Raw genomic sequence first — 16,813 nt, 5'->3', positions numbered from 1 at the left:
TTATTCTACTGAAAAATCAATGCATCAGGATTGATTTAATGAAATACTGCTACGTTATATGGAATGGTTCGAAGCCGCAGACCTGATCGTTAAAGGTATGGAAGGCGCGATTATCGCGAACATGTAATCCAGATTCTGGGTTAAACAAGAGCGGGGGCCTGAGGGTTCCCGTTTTTTTTGCCTCTGCCCGCGGGAGACAACCCGATGTTAGCCACTGTCCTTATCACTGTCGTTGCACTTATTCATCTCTACATTCTTGTGCTGGAAATGTTCCTGTGGAATACCAAAACAGGGCACAAGGCCTTTAATCTGCGTCCTGATTTTGCACGCGACACCCGCGTGCTGGCGGCGAATCAGGGGCTGTATAACGGGTTCCTGGCGGCGGGCCTGCTGTGGAGCCTCTGGCTCGGCGAAAACGGGATTCAGGTGGCCATCTTCTTCCTGACCTGCGTGCTGATCGCCGGGCTTTTTGGCGCAGCCACCGCCAGCCGTAAAATTTTGTACGTGCAGGCCATTCCCGCGCTCGCTGCGCTGCTTGCGTTACTCATCTGAAGCAATGCTTTGGTTGAGATAATGCGTCCGATATACTCGTGACGTTACCTTTATTGACCAGAGACGAGACTGTTATGCACAACGATATCCCCCTGAAATATTATGATATTGCCGATGAGTACGCGACGGAGGCTGCAGAGCAAGTCGCGGAATCAGAGCGCGACGCGCTGGCACACTATTTCCAGCTGCTGCTTACCCGCTTAGCGAATAATGAGGAGATCAGCGAGGAAGCCCAGCAGGAGATGGCCACAGAAGCCGGGATCCGTGCGGGTCGCATTGATGATGTTGCGAACTTCCTCAATCAGTGGGGAAATGAATAGCCTGCCTCAAAAACCGTTATGGTGATGCTTTGCGATACAGCTCAGCATCACGCTATCGGACCACATGCATTTTTTCCGCAGAATAGGCGAAGCGGGTTTATCGACAAGCAGCGCGAAAATAACGATCAGAAAAAAGAGTACTGCTGGAAAAACTAAGGATAATTTCACGTTTTTAACCAAAATAAGAGTGTGCTTCAGGGTAATCTACCGTCTGAATATGACGACTATATGTTTTGGCGGAAAAAATGGAAACGTCCGAGTGTAAAAAAACGAGCAGGACAGGCTTCATGTTAGGGGGCGACGCCGGTGAGTCGCTTCGCCAGCTCGCTCCGGGTGAGTGCTTTTGAAAAATACCATCCCTGGATCAGCGCGTCGGGATATCTGTTCGCAATAAAGCGATACTGAGTTTCATTTTCCACGCCCTCGAACACAAGGGTTTTATTCAACTTCGCGAGGGCATCGCTGAAGATAACAAAGATGTTTTGCTTATAATCTTCGCTGATGCCATCCACCAGCGATTTGTCAATTTTGATTTCATCATATTCAAGCTGCGACAGCCGCGCCAGATTTGAATTTTGCACGCCGAAATCATCGATTGAAATTTTAACGCCAAGCGATTTTAGTTCCTGGCAGAATCCCTCAAGGATATCCGCCGTGGAAACGGCTTTCTCAGAAAGCTCGACCTTCATCAGGGAAAGGGGAAGGTTGTTGACTAAGCACTCGCGACGCAAAATGTTAATAAACTGTCCGTCTTCAATTTCTTTCCGCCCAACGTTGATTGAAACGATCAGCTGATGCTTAATCGCCAGCGGGGCAATTTCTGAGAGCGATTTACCGATAACATTGCCATAATATCTTTTATACAGCCCGATTTTCTTAATTAATGGGATAAACAGCTCTGGCGAGACGTCTCCGTGTTTTTGATCGCGCCATCGCGACAGAACTTCCACGCCCACGATTTTTTGATCGCGAATGCGAATAATGGGCTGATAGTTAACGCTGAAGGTATTTGTTATCACGGCTTTGATTAGCGTACGTTCCAGCGAAAAACGATCTTCATGGATACGGAAGACAAATAACGTTATCGCGACCCAGATAAAGTAGAGAATGATCGCGAGAAACGTCAAGATAAACGGGGGTAACGAGGCCAGTCCCGCATCGTGATGTTTTACAATCACGCATAAATCCCACACGGCGCTGCACTGTGTAATGGTCAGGGTGAACAACGTGGAGTGCAGCCAGCTCCGCGCTCGCAGGTCGGGGGCAGCCGAAAAAAAGATCCGGCCAAAGTCCTTTGTGGTGGCACTCAGAGAATAGCTTGCGGTCACCGGGGTGAATTTATCGTAAGCATAGCGGGAGGTGAAGATAATAATATTATTATAAATGGCCGCATTGCCCGTGAAAAAGTCTTTTCTTGAAAACTGCGCGAGGAGAAAACCTCTTGGCGTTTTATGCAGTTCCGCAGGAAGTGGAACGGGCGTCGCGAGTTTACCCCAAAAAGCGGTACAGATAATTTTTCCTTTTTCAATAAAACCGATATCGCCGAAATAGAGGTTGTTAAGCTTTATTTGTCTGTAGCTATCTAGGCTGGTTTTATCACACCCCTGCGTCGTTATGCTTTTAAGGCCCAGCGCCACGTTTTGGGACAGGTCTTCGGAATAATGTAAAAGGGTCCGGGATATTTCAAGCTGTTTGGTTTTTTGCTGACCAAGGATAACCGCATTGACCGCATAAAGAGACAGGATGACCAGAAGCGTTGAAACGATCGCAACGGCAATACGCTTTTTCATTTTCCGGTTATCCTGTCCGCTCCCTGAATTCATAAATCTTAACACAGCCTGGGCAAGGCACAAGCCTGATAGTCACGCCGGGTGAGCAAATTCGGGCGGGTGAACTCATACGAAAGCATCAGTTTTTTAAGATAATTCTCAGCTAAGCTATTTTCATTGTTATAAGCAATACTGGGTTAGCACAGGCTCTTCTACCAGAACATCCATGCTTGTTTTTTCTATTAAGGAAAACATCGTGCGCAACGTGATGATCCCTATTCTCAGTGCCCTGTTTCTTTTTCTGATCGGCATACTGATTATTAACTGGCAGTTATGGCAGATGGCGAAAATGAATAACGTTCATACCGCCACGGTAAGCACCCAGAAAATAGAAAGCATTTTGTCGGAAGCCGTCAGTGCGGCCAGCACGGCGAAGCGCGTTGCGGAGCAGGGGTGTACCAGCAGCGGGCAGCTGGCGCTGGGGACAGAAGCTGCGCTAAAACCGCATCTGCGCGCCATCATGATCCAGCAGCAGGGGGAAATCATCTGTACATCCCTTCCGGGGAATGGCGTATTGATTGTTCATCCGGAGACGCTACCTGAAAAAGAATTAATGCTGCTCCCCGGTAATCGACTGGTGAACGGCATTCCGGTACTTGTCTTCCAGATGCCCATCGCAGGCGGGCGCATCATCGTCAGCGTCAGCGATGCGCATTTGCAGGACGTCATCGCGAATGCATCAAACAGCGTTGACCTGGGGTTGGTTGTCGGCGAAAGCATGTTTACGCGCAACGGTGACGTGACCGGCTGGAAAGCGGCCTCGTGGACGGGTTCACTTACGGCATCTTCGCAATTCCCCTTTAGTCTGGCCTGGCAACCGCCTGCCTTTTTTAGCCTGACGCGGCTACTGCACCAGGGCTGGAGCCTGATACTGCTGATTCTCGCGCTATCCCTGGCGGTGGGCATTTTGATCCGCCGATACAAGGGAAAAAGCACCACCTTTGAAGACGATTTGCGTAAGGCCATTTTGCAGGGAGAGATCGTGCCTTATTATCAGCCGATCGTGAACGGGGACACCGGCGGGTTATACGGGGTTGAAGTCCTGGCAAGGTGGAAGCATCCAAAGTCTGGGTTTATCCCGCCGGATGTCTTTATTCCGATTGCTGAACGTAGCGGGTTGATTATTCCGCTGACCAAAGGCTTGATGGCGAAAGTGGTCACACAGCTTAAGCCGCTGTTGCCGAAGCTACCGGATGGGTTCCATATCGGAGTGAACATCAGCGCCAGACACATTGATGCCCCTTCTTTCCTCGGTGACTGTCGTCTCTTCGGCAAGGGGTTTCAGGGTAAAGCCGTGAAGCTGGTTCTCGAGGTGACCGAGCGTGAACCGTTGATCGATAATCCTCATCTGGTGGAAAACCTCAACGCGCTGCATAACGCCGGTTTTGTCATTGCACTGGATGATTTTGGGACGGGGTATTCCGGGCTGTCATGTCTTAATGCGCTTGCCATAGATTATATTAAAATTGATAAAAGCTTTGTTAACCGGGTTTCTGAGGAGAAGGACTCAACGATCCTGCTGGACTGCGTTATTGACCTGGCGAAAAAACTCTCATTGCGTATCGTGGCCGAAGGTGTAGAAACGAAAGAGCAGCTGGAGTATCTCAACCGTAATGAAATTACCCTGCTGCAGGGGTATTATTTTGGTAAACCCGTCTCCTATATCGATTTTATTAAAGTCATTTTATCTAAGCCCAGGGAGGCCGTAATGCTGTAAAACGTCAGGCGCTGTAAAAAAAATCAGGAATAGAGCGGGTTGCCTGGCGGTGAAACACAAAATAAAGACGAGCTTCTGTTGTATGCTTAAGTGCAATTCATTTTCCTCTTATCCTGAGCTTTGTTACAGTGACAAGAGTTGTCAGCCAGGGATATCAGGCGTGATAAGGTGGAAAAGCTCGTGCATGTGAAAAATACTTTTTACACAACAACCATTACCGTCATCATTGTCTCATTGATCATCTCGCTGGCGCTTGCCGTCCAAATTGCCACGTCCAGACAGCAGTCAATCCAGCAAATTAATACCAGCGTCGCTAATCTTAGCCACACCCTGGATGTTTATACTGAAGGGATCATGCGCCAGAGTGAAATGTTAATTACTACCGTTTCCGACATAATCGAAATTTATGGCATGACCCCGCAGCAGGCGACCAATATTCAGCACATGATCCATAATCAGGATAACCTTCTTACCCAGATTAATAATGTGGTTGTTTACGATGCTCAGGGCGATATCTTCACCGCGCTGCATGAAAGTTTCACGGGGCCACGCAAAGGCTCGGACAGAGAGTTTTTTATCTATCACAAGGAAAATAAAACTCAGCAGGTCTTTATTGGGGAGCCGGTGGTAAGCAGAACCAATGGCAAATGGGTTATCACCCTCAGTCGGCGCCTTGAAACTCAGTCCGGAGCATTTAACGGTGTCGTGGTGGTGACGCTCGGTATTGAAAATTTTCTGGCACTCTACGGGCAGATTAATATCGGTCACTCGGGCGTCATCGGCTTAACGACGCAATCAGGCGTGCTGCTGGTCCGTTATCCCTTTAAAAATACCTATATCGGCACGATTGTTTCTGATTCACCGCTCTTCAGGAAATATCTCAAAGTACAAAATACGGGGATAGCCAGCTCCATCTCACGGTTTGATAAAATCGAGCGCATCTATGCCTATGAGAAAAACCGACGCTACGGACTGGTCACCACAGTGGCCGTCAGCATTGATGAAGCTCTTGCACCCTGGCGCAAGCAGGCGATTCAGCTGGCGGTACTCATTTTCGTGTTTACGGCGATACTCATCGTGGCGTCGTACTTCCTGTATTCCGACCTGTCCCGAAAAACACGGGATAACAAAGCGCTGAAGATTATCGCTTCAGAATATGCGTTGACCGGGCTGTACAACCGCCGCGTCTTTGATGAAAAAATCCTCTCGGAAATTGCTACGTGCGCCGCGCATGACGCGCCGATTTCGGTACTGATCGTGGACGTGGACTACTTCAAAAAATACAACGATAACTATGGTCATCCTGAAGGGGACCGGTGTCTGGCAATGCTCGGAAACAGCCTCAGGGAGAGCCTTACCCGTGATAATCAGCTTGTGGCGCGCTACGGCGGAGAGGAGTTTGCGCTGATATTGCCGGATACGGATATTCAGGAGGCACTTCGTCTGGCCCAGACGATTATTCGCAATGTGTTCTCGCTGCAAATCGCGCATGCCTTTAGCCCCTTCGGCCGGGTGACGGTAAGCGTCGGAATTTCCACCGCCCGTGCCGTCGACATTGCAGGCAGCCAGCAAAATATCATTATTGCCGCAGACCAAGCGCTCTATCAGGCGAAACGCGCGGGACGTAACCGGTACGCGTTTGTTGGGGTATGAGCAAAAAAAAAGCCCACTCAGGAGTGGGCAAGAAATACTGGAAGCAATGTGAGCAATGTCGTACTGAATACTTGAGTGTTTCTCTCAACTATTCAGTGTTGAGAAAGATAATCTTTCTCAACAAAAGATGCAACCCCACAGTTTCTGTGGCCCGTACATTTTTTTGATGAATAATTCCCCACTCTCTCATTGTGATGCTTATCACAAATTTCCTTTCTGGAATCCTGTGCTATCCTTTTTTGTGTCGTTGATTTAATGACAAAAACCATACAGAGAGGAAAGTTATGGGAATTTTATCCTGGATTATCTTTGGGCTTATTGCGGGTATTCTGGCGAAGTGGATCATGCCGGGCAAAGATGGCGGTGGGTTTATCGTCACCGTAATACTGGGTATTGTCGGCGCGGTAGTCGGCGGCTGGATCAGTACGCTGTTCGGTTTTGGCAAGGTCGATGGCTTTAACTTCGGCAGTTTCGCCGTCGCGGTGATCGGTGCGCTGGTTGTTCTGTTTATCTACAGAAAGATCAAAAGCTAAGGTCTGAAAGCGTTGAAAAAGGCTGCCAGATGGCGGCCTTTTTACGTACTGGCGTTTACCACCAGCCAAGCTGCGTGCCGGCAAACGCCGCGATGGCAACGATCAGCATAATGACGGTTGTCTTCCGCATTTATGCCCCCGGCGCCGCGTAACCGCCGACAAAAAACCACGCTAAAAATACCACCGCCGTTATAAATATAACGACCGGGAAGAGGATCCCTATTCTCATACCATCACCTGTTTCGGTTTCTGTAACGCCGTAGAGTGTACGGGGTTAATCCATAGTGAGAAAGCGTGATTTGCTTTTTCCTTTCTTATCCTGATACATCGCGACATCCGCAGCGCGTAACGCGCTGTCAGGATCGGTTGCGGCAGGGTCCACTTCGATCACGCCGAAGCTGGCGCCCGGATAAATAATATGAACGCTGCCCAGCCAGTATTCGCCAGCGATGCAGGCGCTGAGGCGCGTTTTGAGCAGCGTAAGCTGCGCGTTATCCCCGTCCTGGTGGGGCTGGCTTAGCGACGCCACCAGAAATTCATCCCCGCCCAGACGACCGATAATATCGTCCTGCTGTTTCTCTTCGGTCAAACGCTTGCCCACTTCTATCAGGAACTGGTCGCCAGCCTCGTGGCCGTAACGATCGTTAATCAGCTTGAAATCATCCAGATCGATAAACGCGATGATGGCGTTACGCTTCAGGTGCCGGGCCAGAGAAAAGAGGGTGGTCAGATCTTCAAAAATGGCGCGACGGTTGGGTAAACCGGTAAGGGCATCCGTATAGGAGTGCGCGATGAGGGCCGCATTGGCTTCGCGAAGCTGGGTCACCAGCGACTCTTTCTGAATGGACTGGGCAATCAGCCCGGCGAAGAGCTTCAGCACCTGTTCTGCGCGCTCGCTCAGCGGCTTTCTGGCCGTGCTGGTGGCGCAGAGCGTTCCGTAAAGTGAACCATCCGCAAGATGGACAGGAATACTCATGTAGGTGGTAATGCCAAGTGCTTTCGCTGCTTCACACTCGGGCCAACGCTCGGGCACGTCATTGCTGAATATCGTGTCACTATCCAGCGCGCGCTTGCACAGCGTCTCATCCCATGGGACGCTCAGCCCCTCCGGGATCGTCATCTGCTTGCTGTTGCGGGCGTAGAGAATGTGCTGCAGCCGCGCTTCGATATCCACCTTCGTCAGGTAGGTCGACTCCATGTCGGTGACAATCTCCAGCATCTCCAGCAGCTGGCGAACGAGGCTTTCAAGGGATTGCTCGGTGGCAAGGGTTTCTGAAACGCGAGCGAGGATAAGATCCGACATGACGTAGAATGACTCCCTGGCAGAAGACGTCTGCATCTGCATGTTATGCTGAATTTTTAGGCTTCAGACATAGTAAAACATGAATACAGAAAATTTAATATATGCAGGGGGCGGGCAGCAGGCGAGAAAAAAAGCCCCGTTGTTGAGACCGGGGCAAAGACATCTTGATTACGGAATGATGTTCTCTGGTCATATCGAGAACATGCCACACTATAGTGCTGAAAAGTGCAGTTAAAATGGAGAAATCATGGAGAACGTGGCGATGACCCGTTACCCTTAGACTCTGATGACGTCAAAAGGATCAATGAGATGAGATTTCTGCTTCTGGCGCTGGCGCTTCCCCTGGCCGCCTGCACCGCCAAAACCACGCCACCTGATGCACCGAAACCGCCGCACGTTATCGGTATGGCGAACCCAGCTTCCGTCTACTGTCTGGAGAAAGGCGGGGAACAGGTCCCGGTTCAAAGCCCGCAGGGCGTGCGTACCGAGTGCAAATTACCGGGCGGCGAAGTGATTGATGAATGGACGCTCTATCGTCGCGACCATCCGCAACCCGCCAGGTGACAAAGTAATATTGCCTGCGATACACTTCTCTTTAAGATTATTCTTAGCCAGTTCCTGGCGTTCGTTATCGTGAGAGAAGTATGTTTCAGCTAAAACCGGGCAGCATGGCGATGATCGTTGGCGCCCGCACGGCGTCAGGCCGTCGCAATATTGGTAAATCCGTTGAGCTGTTTGGCCTTTGCCAGCCTGGCCTGCGTTTTGTTAACCCCGTCAACGGCGTGATGACGCAATTACCGGTCACCGCAGATCGCGCGCTTTGGCTGGTGACGGGTGACGTCTACGCCTTTGACAATCAGCATGGCTTTGCGTTTGTCCGCGCCGAACATCTGATGCCGCTCACCCCGGATGAAGCGCCGCAAATTCTGGATGAACTGACGATCGGCTGATCACAGATGGCGCAGCCAGTCGGCTAAGACCAGAGCGTGATTTTGCTCCGTGTTTTTGGCAGCAAAGAGCAGGGTGACGGTCTGCCTGCGCGCCAGCGTCGCCAGACGCGCGCCCTCGTCAGCCTGCTGCGCCAGCTCTTCCCGATAGGCCTGACTGAAGGCGGTGAAATCAATCGTGTCGCTGTGAAAAGCCTTGCGTAATTCATTCGAAGGCGTGAGCGCTTTACACCATTCGTCATACGCGAGATCCGTTTTCTTCAGCCCGCGCGGCCACAGCCTGTCCACCAGTACCCGATAGCCGTCGTCAGGGCTTGCCTGTTCGTATACCCGTTTGCACTGAATCATGATTCCACCCTCCCAATTTAAGGTATTGTGATAATTGCAAAAGATCGGTAGTCTGAGGTTCCTTATGTTATCTGATAATACTCTGGCATAAGGAACCTTTCATGGAACACCTCCCGGTTAAAACAACGCTGCGCATTGCGCTGGTTGGCGATTACAATCCCAATGTTATTGCGCATCAGGCTATCCCGCTGGCCATTGACGACGCCGCTGCAGTGCTTGACCTCACCGCCGATTACGACTGGCTGGCCACGACGGAGCTAACAAGCGCTGAAGATCTGGTGGGCTACGATGCCATCTGGCTGGTTCCTGCCAGCCCCTATAAAAACACGGCGGCCGCTTTTATTGCCTCGCGCTACGCCCGTGAGAACGGCATCCCGTTCCTGGGCACCTGCGGCGGGTTCCAGCATGCGCTGATTGAGTATGCCCGAAACGTGCTGGGCTGGGCTGATGCGGCACACGCTGAGACGGATACCGAAGGCACCATGGTGATTGCGCCGCTGACCTGCTCGCTGGTGGAAAAAACGGATGCCATTGAGCTGCGCAATAATACGCTGATCGCCAAAGCGTACGGCAAGCCCGAAATTGAAGAGGGGTATCACTGTAACTATGGCGTGTCGCCGGCGTTTGCGCAGGCGCTGGAAAGCGGTGATATGCATGTAACGGGCTGGGACGATCGGGGTGAAATTCGTGCCGCGGAGCTGGTGACGCACCCGTTCTTCGTGATCACCTTATTCCAGCATGAACGTGCCGCGCTGGAAGGACGCCCGGTCGTGCTGGTGCAGGCGATGCTGCGCGCAGCGCGCGGGTAAAAAAGGCAGACCCGGTGGTCTGCCTAAGGATTTAACGGGGCGCGATCTCCCGGTCTCGCCCGGCTAACACACCGCAGATAGCCATTATCACAGCGGCCAGCGCACAGCCCAGAAGCGGGATTTGCCAGTCTCCTGCGGTATCGTGAATTTTCCCCATCAGCGGCGGGCCGCAGGCGGCAAGCAGGTAGCCAATCGACTGTGCCATTCCGGAGAGCGCCGCCGCCTGGTGCGCAGAGCTGGCGCGCAGGCCGATGAACGTCAGGCCGAGGATCATTGTTGCCCCTGTGCCAAAGCCAAACATCAGCGTCCACATCACCGCCATTCCGGGCATAAACCATAATCCTGCCGCGCTTATCGCGCACATCAGGGCCACTAAGCCTGCGATCGCTCGCTGATCTTTCAGGCGGTGGAGGATCAGCGGAACGGCGAGTCCCGGCACGGCCGTGGCCAGCTGCAACAGACCGTGCACCGAACCGGCCTGCGCTTCGCTGTAGCCGTGGCTCAGCAATATCGCCGGCAGCCAGCCGATGATGACGTAGTAGATCAGCGAGTTAATTCCTAAAAAGAGCGTCACCTGCCAGGCGAGGGCCGAGCGCCAGAGCGCGCGGTTTTGCAGCGCGCCTGCGCCCGTTACCGTTGCGACGTGTTTCTGACGCCACTGCGGCAGCCAGAGCAGCAGCGCGACCAGCGGAAACGCCATCAGCATCAGCAGCGCGCCATGCCAGCCCGCGCTCCCCTGTGCAAGGGGAACGATCATTGCTGAGCCAAACGCCGCCGAGACGCCCATCGTCAGGGAATAGGCGCCGGTGAGCTTCGCCACCTGCCCCGGAAAATCACGCTTAATTAATCCCGGTAACAGCACGTTCCCGAGCGCAATACCGCAGCCGACGATCGCCGTTCCGATGAAAAGCAAAGCGGCGGAAGGCAGCGAGCGAACGGCAATCCCGGCGCAAATGAGCAGCAGGGCGATAAACAGACTGCGCTCCATGCCGATACGCCGGGCAACGCCTGCGGCGAGCGGCGAGACAAGGGCGAAAGCCAGCAGGGGCAGGGTGGTCAGCAGACCGGTTTGCGCCGTGCTTAAGCCATAATCAAGACGAATGGTATCGAGCAGCGGCGCTGCGCCAGTAAAGGTGACGCGAAGCGTGGTGGCAATCATCAGGATGCCTGCAATCAACAGCGCGCCGTGTTTTCCTGAGGTGCGAATAGCAGTAGTCATTATGTTCTCATACGTTCAAGCGAGCGCACACAATACCGATTTTCTCAGCGGTTGAAATCAGGCTAAAATGACAGTTTATCGCTCATATCGGACAAACTGATGATTGGTCTGGGACTGGAAGGCTACGATCCAGATAGCCAGTACGATGCGGCCGTCGCATTTCGCATTCAGGTAGTGGCGGAGGAACAATATATTCCGCTTCATCACCACCGTAAGGGGCAGCTGATTCTGGCCCTCGGCGGCGCAATCACCTGTGAAGTGGAAAATGCCATGCTGATGGTGCCGCCCCAGTATGCCGTCTGGATCCCTGGACAGATGCCGCACAGTAACAGGGCCACGCCGGGCGCGCAGCTCTGCTTTTTGTTCATTGAGCCGGGGGCTGCCAGCCTGCCCGAGCGCTGCTGTACCCTGAAAATCTCCCCCCTGGTGCGGGAGCTGATTTTATCGCTCGCGGAAAAATCACGTGAACAGCTGCAGCTCGCGGCCACCTCGCGTCTGGTGGACGTCCTGTTTGACGAGCTGCCGCTCCAGCGACAGGAGCATCTGCAGCTGCCCGTGTCACCCCATCCCAAAATCAGGCTGATGAGCGAGAAGATGGCGGAAGAGCCCGCCGCCTGGCAGACGCTGGCGCAGTGGGCGAGCCACTTCGCCATGAGCGAGCGCAACCTGGCGCGGCTGGTAGTGAAGGAGACCGGTCTGAGCTTCCGCCGCTGGCGTCACCAGCTGCAGCTGATTGTGGCGTTACAGCATTTAATAAGCGGCAAATCGGTGCAGCAGGTGGCCCAGTCACTGGGCTATGACTCGACCACCGCGTTTATCACCATGTTCAGGAAGGGACTGGGCCAGACGCCGGCGCGTTATATGGCCAGCCTGACTACGACTTCCCAATAAACAGCGAGACAAGGCCTGCCGCAATCAGCGGGCCGACCGGCACGCCGCGAAAGAGCGCCACGCCCAGCACGGTGCCCACCAGCAGGCCCGCCACCAGCGAGGGCTGGCTGCTCATCAGCGTGACGCCGCGTCCGCCCAGCCATGACACAAAAACCCCCACCGCGATCGCCACCAGCGATTTCCAGTTTACAAACGAATGCAGCAGCGTTGAGGCGGGAAGCGTGCCGCTGGCGATGGGCGCCATTACCCCGATGGTTAAGATGATGATCCCGATGGTGAGGCCTTGTTTTTCTATCCACGGGAAAAAGGTATTTAACGGGGTCACGCGCACAATAATCAGCACCAGAATCGAGATGGCGACAGTGGTGTTATGGCTGATAAAGCCGAGCGCGGCGAGTGCCAGAAGAATGAGCAGAGTAGGGTCAAACATAGGGAATCCTTGCCAGAATAATGGTCCTGTTTACTGTACGCGCAAACGCGGTAGAGAACAGTGTTAAAAAGATTTTATCGTTGTCATAACCTTGTCATTTACGCGGATTAAAACGAAAGCAGATATCGCAAAAGGGTCGCCATCATGAACGATCACATGTTTGTGGAAACGCTGATTATCTCCTCATCGTTTTTCGCTATTGCCGTTATTCTCGTTGCCTCCGTGCTGTTCCTGGAACGAAAAGGCTGACAGGGCGTCAGCCGTTGCAGTTACGCTTTATGGAAGGTGACAAGCTCAGGACGGGCGATGCGCAGGTAATCCTGGGTATCCATAATCACGGATTTCTCCAGCAGGCCGGCGTTAAATGCGATTTCGTCAAAGCGCTCGAAAAGCAGCGGGTCGGCAACCAGCGCCAGGTCAGGATGGAAGCTAAAGGGCGGGATAGCGCCGAAAACGCAGGCGGTCAGGGCATCGACTTCGGCCGGGCTGGCGAGGGAGGCCTTTAGTCCGCCAAAATGGCTGGCAAGCTGGCTCAGGTCAGCCTGCAGGTCGGCGGCGAGGATCGCCAGAACATGTTTCTTTACGCCGTTTCCCTTCACCTTGCAGACCAGGGCTTTGGCGCCTTGCCGCAGGTCGGTTCCGCGAATTTCACTTACCGCTTCACATTTCCCGACCGCCTCGTGCTCCATGACGCGAAAACGCGCGCCCTGCTCGGTGAGTAAGGTAATGAGCTGCTGGTGGGTTCCTGTGCCAATAACGTCGTCAGTCATAACGATTTTCCCGGTGATAATCCAGTATGCAGGGGTCTACATTAGCACGGGATGAACGGGGTCGAAAGAAAACAGCCAGCGGGTTCGCTGGCTGTGGGATTATGCGTTGCTGGTAGCAGACTGCTTGTGGAACAGCTCCCTGAACACCGGATAAATGTCATCCTGGTCACGGATATGCTGCATGGCAAAATTATCGAACATCGACTGCAGATGCTCATACTCCCGCCACAGGGTCTGGTGCGCACGACGGGTGATTTCGATATAGCTGTAGTAACGCACGACCGGCAGAATTTTCTTCGCCAGAATCTCGTGACACAGCGGCGAGTCGTCGGCCCAGTTATCGCCATCCGACGCCTGCGCGGCATAAATGTTCCACTGTGCCGGGTCGTAGCGCTCTTTGACCACTTCATCCATCAGCTTCAGCGCGCTCGAGACGATGGTGCCCCCGGTTTCCTGCGAGTAGAAGAACTCATGTTCATCCACTTCTTTTGCCTGGGTGTGGTGACGGATATAGACCACCTCGACATTCTTATAGGTTCTGCTCAGGAACAGATAGAGCAGGATATAAAAACGCTTCGCCATATCTTTGGTGGCCTGATCCATCGAGCCGGACACGTCCATCAGACAGAACATCACCGCCTGGCTGGAGGGCTCAGGGCGTTTCTCGTAGTTCTTGTAGCGCAGGTCGAAGGTGTCGATAAACGGGACCCGTTCGATCTTCGCCCTCAGCTCTGCAATCTCTTTACGCAGGCGCTCCTCTTCCAGCAGTTGCGCCGGTTCCGTATTTTCCACCACCTTCAGGCTGCTCTCCAGCTCGCGCAGTTCGCGACGTTTGCCTGCCGTCATGGCCGTGCGTCGCGCCAGCGAGTTCTGCAACGAACGCACGACGCTGATGTTGGCGGGCACGCCGTTGGCGGTATAGCCCGCGCGGTGGGTTTTATATTCATTAAGCTGACGATGCTGATTCTTTTTCAGATTCGGCAGCGCCAGGTCTTCGAACAGCAGGTCGAGATATTCATCTTTTGAGATCTGGAAGACAAATTCGTCCTGACCTTCACCGTCCTGGCTGGCCTGTCCCTGACCGCTTCCTGAACCACCGCCGCCGCCCTGAGGGCGCTCAATTCTGTCGTTCTGAACGAAGTGATCATTACCTGGGTGTACGCGATGGCGCAGGCCGCCTCGCCCCTGATGAAACATCGGTTCGCTGATGTCATCGGTGGGGATGGAGACAGACTCGCCGCTGTCGACGTCGGTCACCGAGCGTTTGTTGATGGCCTCGGAGATAGACTGTTTAATTTGCGCTTTATAACGACGCAAGAAGCGCTGGCGGTTCACCGTGCTCTTGTTTTTGCCGTTAAGACGCCGGTCAATAAACCAGGTCATATACCCCCCGTACTGCATTTGCCAACTTGCATTTTGTAGGCCCGGCAGGCGCTAAGCGCCGCCGGGCACTTGTTTTAAGACGATTTACGCACGCGCAGGTACCATTCGCAGAGCAGGCGGACCTGTTTGCGGGTGTAGCCTTTTTCCATCATACGGTCGACAAAATCGTCGTGCTTTTTCTGTTCATCGGTTGAGGTTTTGGCGTTAAACGAGATCACCGGCAGCAGCTCTTCGGTATTGGAGAACATTTTCTTCTCAATGACCGTGCGCAGCTTCTCGTAGCTGGTCCAGTTCGGATTGCGCCCGTTGTTATGCGCTCTGGCGCGCAGGACGAAGTTCACAATCTCATTACGGAAGTCTTTCGGGTTGCTGATCCCGGCAGGCTTCTCGATTTTTTCCAGCTCCGCGTTCAGGGATTCACGGTCAAACAGCTGGCCGGTATCCGGGTCGCGGTACTCCTGATCCTGGATCCAGAAGTCAGCGTAGGTGACATAACGGTCAAAAATGTTCTGCCCGTATTCTGAATAGGATTCCAGGTAGGCCGTCTGGATCTCTTTGCCAATGAACTCGGCGTATTTCGGGATCAGGTAACCTTTCAGGAACTCAAGGTAGCGTTCAGCCTGCTCCTGGGGGAACTGCTCGCGCTCGATTTGCTGCTCCAGCACGTAGAACAGATGCACCGGGTTGGCCGCTACTTCCGCATGGTCGAAGTTAAAGACGCGGGAGAGGATCTTAAACGCGAAGCGCGTGGACAGACCGTTCATCCCTTCATCAACCCCGGCGTAGTCGCGATACTCCTGATACGACTTCGCTTTCGGATCGGTATCCTTCAGGCTCTCACCGTCATAGACGCGCATTTTCGAGTAGATGCTGGAGTTTTCCGGCTCTTTCAGGCGCGACAGGATGGAGAAGCGAGACAGCGTTTCCAGCGTGCCCGGCGCGCACGGCGCATGCACCAGCTCACTGTGGTTAAGCAGTTTCTCGTAAATTTTGATCTCTTCGGAGATCCGCAGGCAGTAAGGCACCTTGACGATGTACACGCGGTCAAGGAAGGCCTCGTTGTTTTTGTTGTTACGGAAGGTCACCCATTCAGATTCGTTCGAGTGGGCAAGAATGATCCCGTTAAACGGCAGGGCGGAGATACCTTCCGTCCCGTTGTAGTTTCCTTCCTGAGTGGCCGTCAGCAGCGGATGCAGCACCTTGATGGGCGCTTTAAACATCTCGACGAATTCCATAATCCCCTGGTTAGCCCGGCACAGCGCGCCGGAGTAACCGTAGGCATCCGGGTCGTTTTGCGCGAAGTTTTCCAGCTTGCGGATGTCGACCTTACCGACCAGCGCCGAAATATCCTGGTTGTTCTCATCACCGGGTTCCGTTTTAGCGATGGCGATCTGTTCCAGGATCGACGGCCAGACTTTCACCACGCGGAATTTGGTGATGTCGCCACCAAACTCATGCAGGCGTTTTGCCGCCCACGGCGACATGATGGTGCCGAGGTAGCGACGCGGGATGCCGTACTCTTTATCCAGAATCTGCGCATCTTCCTGCGGATTGAACAAGCACAGCGGGTGGTCGTTCACTGGGCTGCGCTCGCCGTTGGCGCTCAGGACATAGATAGGCACGCGCTGCATCAGCGACTTCAGGCGTTCCGCCAGCGAGGATTTACCGCCGCCCACGGGGCCAAGTAAATAGAGGATCTGTTTCTTCTCTTCCAGACCCTGAGCGGCATGCTTCAGGTAGGAGACAATCTGCTCTATGGCATCTTCCATGCCATAGAACTCTTCAAACGCCGGGTATCGGGCGACCACCCGATTCGAAAAGAGACGGGAAAGCCGGGGTTCCAGGGCAGTGTCAACCATGTTTGGCTCACCAATAGCCATCAATAGCCGTTCTGCCGCATTGGCATAGGCACTGCGATCTTGCCGACAGATGGTAAGAAACTCCTGCAGTGTGAACTCTTCGTCCTTGGCAGCTTCATAGCGCTGGCGATAGTGATCGAATATATTCATGGCATGCCGTCCTTTCGTTTTTTAGCACAGGATAAGAGCCGTTCGTATGAGTAGTGGAGGCTCCCGGAAGAGAATCTCTCGCACCTCACTGCCAGAGCAG

At 53.5% G+C, this 16,813-nt stretch carries 19 protein-coding genes and 1 pseudogene; 11 read left to right on the top strand and 9 right to left on the bottom strand.

Annotated elements, in window-relative coordinates; genetic code table 11:
* Positions 1–40: 40 nt before the first annotated feature.
* The 3 genes and pseudogenes from AA74_RS1000000123785 to AA74_RS0105900 all read left to right on the top strand — a co-directional run.
* Positions 41–118 (top strand): annotated as a pseudogene (locus AA74_RS1000000123785) (hypothetical protein); the annotation flags it as partial.
* A gap of 86 nt (positions 119–204) precedes the next feature.
* On the top strand, positions 205–552 hold the full coding sequence (locus tag AA74_RS0105905; RefSeq protein WP_008500751.1) for a DUF1304 domain-containing protein: 348 nt from the start codon (positions 205–207) through the stop codon (positions 550–552).
* A 74-nt stretch (positions 553–626) separates the two neighbouring features.
* Positions 627–872, top strand: coding sequence for a DUF2543 family protein (locus AA74_RS0105900; protein WP_025911748.1), 246 nt, complete (start codon positions 627–629; stop codon positions 870–872).
* 290 nt (positions 873–1,162) lie between these two features.
* Here AA74_RS0105900 and AA74_RS0105890 read toward each other — a convergent pair whose 3' ends face one another.
* Complete coding sequence (locus tag AA74_RS0105890; RefSeq protein ID WP_025911746.1) at positions 1,163–2,662, bottom strand: cyclic diguanylate phosphodiesterase; 1,500 nt, start codon at positions 2,660–2,662, stop codon at positions 1,163–1,165.
* Positions 2,663–2,897: 235 nt separating this feature from the next.
* Here AA74_RS0105890 and AA74_RS0105885 point away from each other — a divergent pair, with 235 nt between their 5' ends.
* From AA74_RS0105885 to AA74_RS0105875, 3 genes are all read left to right on the top strand, one after another.
* On the top strand, positions 2,898–4,418 hold the full coding sequence (locus AA74_RS0105885; protein WP_084832416.1) for an EAL domain-containing protein: 1,521 nt from the start codon (positions 2,898–2,900) through the stop codon (positions 4,416–4,418).
* A 168-nt stretch (positions 4,419–4,586) separates the two neighbouring features.
* The gene (locus tag AA74_RS0105880; RefSeq protein WP_371258233.1) at positions 4,587–6,071 is read left to right on the top strand and encodes a sensor domain-containing diguanylate cyclase; all 1,485 of its coding nucleotides are present in this window, start codon (positions 4,587–4,589) and stop codon (positions 6,069–6,071) included.
* Between the two features lie 284 nt (positions 6,072–6,355).
* On the top strand, positions 6,356–6,604 hold the full coding sequence (locus AA74_RS0105875; protein WP_008500746.1) for a GlsB/YeaQ/YmgE family stress response membrane protein: 249 nt from the start codon (positions 6,356–6,358) through the stop codon (positions 6,602–6,604).
* A gap of 130 nt (positions 6,605–6,734) precedes the next feature.
* Here AA74_RS0105875 and AA74_RS1000000123365 read toward each other — a convergent pair whose 3' ends face one another.
* The gene (locus AA74_RS1000000123365; protein WP_014883431.1) at positions 6,735–6,833 is read right to left on the bottom strand and encodes a YoaK family small membrane protein; all 99 of its coding nucleotides are present in this window, start codon (positions 6,831–6,833) and stop codon (positions 6,735–6,737) included.
* A 45-nt stretch (positions 6,834–6,878) separates the two neighbouring features.
* Positions 6,879–7,907 carry a sensor domain-containing diguanylate cyclase gene (locus tag AA74_RS0105865; protein WP_025911739.1) on the bottom strand — a complete coding sequence of 343 codons (1,029 nt, stop codon included), beginning with the start codon at positions 7,905–7,907 and terminating at the stop codon, positions 6,879–6,881.
* Positions 7,908–8,216: 309 nt separating this feature from the next.
* Here AA74_RS0105865 and AA74_RS0105860 point away from each other — a divergent pair, with 309 nt between their 5' ends.
* Complete coding sequence (locus AA74_RS0105860) at positions 8,217–8,471, top strand: DUF333 domain-containing protein (RefSeq protein WP_008500743.1); 255 nt, start codon at positions 8,217–8,219, stop codon at positions 8,469–8,471.
* Positions 8,472–8,551: 80 nt separating this feature from the next.
* The gene (locus AA74_RS0105855) at positions 8,552–8,857 is read left to right on the top strand and encodes a hypothetical protein (protein ID WP_008500742.1); all 306 of its coding nucleotides are present in this window, start codon (positions 8,552–8,554) and stop codon (positions 8,855–8,857) included.
* On the opposite strand, the gene AA74_RS0105850 is transcribed toward AA74_RS0105855, so the two are convergent.
* Complete coding sequence (locus AA74_RS0105850; RefSeq protein WP_025911736.1) at positions 8,858–9,202, bottom strand: DUF488 domain-containing protein; 345 nt, start codon at positions 9,200–9,202, stop codon at positions 8,858–8,860.
* A gap of 101 nt (positions 9,203–9,303) precedes the next feature.
* On the opposite strand from AA74_RS0105850, the gene AA74_RS0105845 reads away from it, so the two are divergent.
* Entirely contained in the window at positions 9,304–10,011 is a 708-nt protein-coding gene (locus tag AA74_RS0105845; RefSeq protein ID WP_025911734.1) for a CTP synthase, read from the top strand.
* Between the two features lie 31 nt (positions 10,012–10,042).
* Here AA74_RS0105845 and AA74_RS0105840 read toward each other — a convergent pair whose 3' ends face one another.
* Positions 10,043–11,230, bottom strand: coding sequence for a CynX/NimT family MFS transporter (locus AA74_RS0105840; RefSeq protein ID WP_021241045.1), 1,188 nt, complete (start codon positions 11,228–11,230; stop codon positions 10,043–10,045).
* Positions 11,231–11,329: 99 nt separating this feature from the next.
* On the opposite strand from AA74_RS0105840, the gene AA74_RS0105835 reads away from it, so the two are divergent.
* Positions 11,330–12,121, top strand: a complete 792-nt coding sequence (locus AA74_RS0105835; RefSeq protein ID WP_008500738.1) for a helix-turn-helix domain-containing protein — start codon at positions 11,330–11,332, stop codon at positions 12,119–12,121.
* On the opposite strand, the gene AA74_RS0105830 is transcribed toward AA74_RS0105835, so the two are convergent.
* Positions 12,105–12,551 carry a DUF441 domain-containing protein gene (locus AA74_RS0105830; RefSeq protein ID WP_023332736.1) on the bottom strand — a complete coding sequence of 149 codons (447 nt, stop codon included), beginning with the start codon at positions 12,549–12,551 and terminating at the stop codon, positions 12,105–12,107. The two genes, AA74_RS0105835 and AA74_RS0105830, sit on opposite strands and share 17 nt — an antisense overlap.
* Positions 12,552–12,695: 144 nt before the next feature.
* Between AA74_RS0105830 and yoaI the strand changes: the two genes are divergently transcribed.
* Entirely contained in the window at positions 12,696–12,800 is a 105-nt protein-coding gene (yoaI, locus tag AA74_RS1000000123360) for a small membrane protein YoaI (protein ID WP_010430055.1), read from the top strand.
* Between the two features lie 20 nt (positions 12,801–12,820).
* On the opposite strand, the gene AA74_RS0105820 is transcribed toward yoaI, so the two are convergent.
* The 3 genes from AA74_RS0105820 to yeaG all read right to left on the bottom strand — a co-directional run bounded on the left by AA74_RS0105820 (position 12,821) and on the right by yeaG (position 16,713).
* Positions 12,821–13,321: a YbaK/prolyl-tRNA synthetase associated domain-containing protein gene (locus AA74_RS0105820; protein WP_008500735.1), complete on the bottom strand. Its 501-nt coding sequence runs from the start codon at positions 13,319–13,321 to the stop codon at positions 12,821–12,823.
* 99 nt (positions 13,322–13,420) lie between these two features.
* Complete coding sequence (locus AA74_RS0105815; protein ID WP_023292702.1) at positions 13,421–14,704, bottom strand: YeaH/YhbH family protein; 1,284 nt, start codon at positions 14,702–14,704, stop codon at positions 13,421–13,423.
* A gap of 74 nt (positions 14,705–14,778) precedes the next feature.
* Positions 14,779–16,713 (bottom strand): protein kinase YeaG, encoded by a 1,935-nt coding sequence (gene yeaG / locus AA74_RS0105810; protein WP_008500713.1) that lies wholly within the window; start codon positions 16,711–16,713, stop codon positions 14,779–14,781.
* Between the last annotated feature and the right edge of the window lie 100 nt (positions 16,714–16,813).

Source organism: Enterobacter sp. 5-4 (genome assembly GCF_000612205.1).
GTDB lineage: Bacteria > Pseudomonadota > Gammaproteobacteria > Enterobacterales > Enterobacteriaceae > Enterobacter > Enterobacter roggenkampii.
The sequence above is the reverse complement of the archived record's forward strand: the minus strand, read 5'-3'. Positions and strand labels throughout refer to the sequence as shown.